Annotated in this window: 3 protein-coding genes and 1 pseudogene; 1 reads left to right on the top strand and 3 read right to left on the bottom strand. The window is 63.0% G+C overall.

Annotated elements, in window-relative coordinates; translation table 11 throughout:
• Nucleotide 1 precedes the first annotated feature (1 nt).
• Nucleotides 2-172, top strand: coding sequence for a conjugal transfer protein TraD (locus SAZ01S_RS23165; protein WP_084584688.1), 171 nt, complete (start codon nt 2-4; stop codon nt 170-172).
• Here SAZ01S_RS23165 and SAZ01S_RS23170 read toward each other — a convergent pair.
• From SAZ01S_RS23170 to SAZ01S_RS23180, 3 genes and pseudogenes are all read right to left on the bottom strand, one after another.
• Nucleotides 167-634: pseudogene (locus tag SAZ01S_RS23170) on the bottom strand (YbaK/EbsC family protein). The gene SAZ01S_RS23165 and the pseudogene SAZ01S_RS23170 overlap by 6 nt on opposite strands.
• The gene (locus SAZ01S_RS23175; RefSeq protein WP_084584689.1) at nt 634-909 is read right to left on the bottom strand and encodes an HU family DNA-binding protein; all 276 of its coding nucleotides are present in this window, start codon (nt 907-909) and stop codon (nt 634-636) included. The pseudogene SAZ01S_RS23170 and the gene SAZ01S_RS23175 overlap by 1 nt, the downstream one beginning before the upstream one ends.
• Nucleotides 910-982: 73 nt before the next feature.
• The coding region (locus SAZ01S_RS23180) for a HEPN domain-containing protein (RefSeq protein WP_084584690.1) at nt 983-1,739 on the bottom strand (757 nt) is incomplete at its 5' end.

Consider the following 1,739-nt stretch of genomic DNA (forward strand, 5'->3'; position numbering starts at 1 on the left):
ACTGGTCGCGAAAGCCGGACTCGTCGAACTTACCGATGATGATCGCGCCGTATTGTTCGGTGTGATGATCGAGGCAGCGGCAACTTTGCAGGGCGAACATCGCGACCAGGCGCTGACACTTTGGCGACGGCGCGGGCGGCGTGCTTTCGCCGACAGTACCGCAGAACTATGACGGCAGCGAGCAGAGATCAGCCCAGGTCGCGCCGACCAGTTCCGCGAGCCCCGCGGGCGTGATCTGCACGGATGCGGTGCGCGATCCAGCTGCGGGATAGACGGTATCGAACTTGCGCAGTGAAATGTCGCAATAGATCGGCAGTGGCGTCGGCAATCCGAACGGGCAGACGCCGCCCACCGGGTGGCCGGTCAGCTGCTCGACTTCCTCGGAGCCAAGCATGTGCGGACGACTGCCCAGCGCGTCCTTCACCTTGCGATTGTCGAGCCGGTAATCACCGGCTGCTACGACCAGCACCACCGCTTCGCCGACGCTCAGCGAGAGCGTCTTGCCGATCTGCCCCGGCAGCACACCAAGCGTGGCGGCAGCTTAGAGCACCGTTGCGGTGCTCTAAGCCTGTTCGATGATCGAAATGTCGGCTGCCCGCGCCTCCAGAAAGGCGCGGACGGCCTCGATCCCCATCAGCCGTTGAGCTTGTCCTTCACGGCCTTGGCGGGCGTGAAGGCGAGCTTCTTCGACGCTGCAATCTGGATCGCCTCGCCGGTGGAAGGATTGCGGCCCTCGCGGGCAGCGCTTTCCTTGACCTTGAACTTACCGAAGCCGTTCAGCGACACTTCCTCGCCGGCCGCTGCCGCCTCGGTGATGGCGGCGAAAATGCCGTCGACCAGCTTGCGCGCGTCGACCTTGCTAAGGCTATGCGCTTCGGAAACGCGGTCGGCGAGATCGGCATTGTTCATGGACGTGTTCTCCGTATGAAAAGGGGCGTGCCCTCTAGGTGCGGGCCATCAACCTGTCCAGCGACTGGCGCCATCATGCGGCGGCAGCTTGCTCCAGCGCCGCGATGCGCTCTTCGCAGATCACCTGCACCGCCTGCCCCAGCACTTCGACGCGCTCGCCCAGCCACGTCAGTTCCTCGGCGCTGATGCGATAATGCTTCGAATAGCGCGCCTTCACATAGGCTTCCTTCAGCTTCTCGAACCGCGACCGGTCGATGCGCTGGTCACGCGGCCAAGCGTCAATCAGCCTCGGGTCGATGCGCTCTGCCTGGGTACGCAGGAAGGCCAAATTATGCACGTGGGGCGTGTAGAAGGTGCAGACTAGCAGCACGCAGTGATACAAGCGCTCGGCGGTCTGATGAAGGTCGAAAGCCGCGTCCTTGTTGAGGCCTTCTGCCATGGCATACCGCGCTAGCTTGAAGCGTGACATCGCAGCCGGCAGCCATTCTTCAAAATACTCTCGGGCCATCGCCACTGCCTGCGGCGGCGTCTTGGGCTTCGGCTTGTGCAGTTCGCTCGGATCGCTCTCGTAGAGCGCGATGCCGTCGCGGGCGACGTCCATGAAGAAGTACCGCCCGTGCGCCAGCCCATCGTTCACCTCCTGCAGGGTGTGCACGATGAAATTGACGGGGGTGCGTAGCGTCTTGGTGATTGCCAGTTCGCGGTTGAGCCGATCCTCGGCCGTCGCCCAGAACTCCACCCGATCGGTAAGTTTGTCGCTGTTGACGATCACCAGAAGGTCGAAGTCCGACTGATAGCCTTTGGCGGTATGTGGCTCGTCGACCCAGCCG

The sequence above is a fragment of the Sphingomonas azotifigens NBRC 15497 genome (genome assembly GCF_002091475.1).
In the GTDB taxonomy this organism is placed as follows: domain Bacteria; phylum Pseudomonadota; class Alphaproteobacteria; order Sphingomonadales; family Sphingomonadaceae; genus Sphingomonas; species Sphingomonas azotifigens.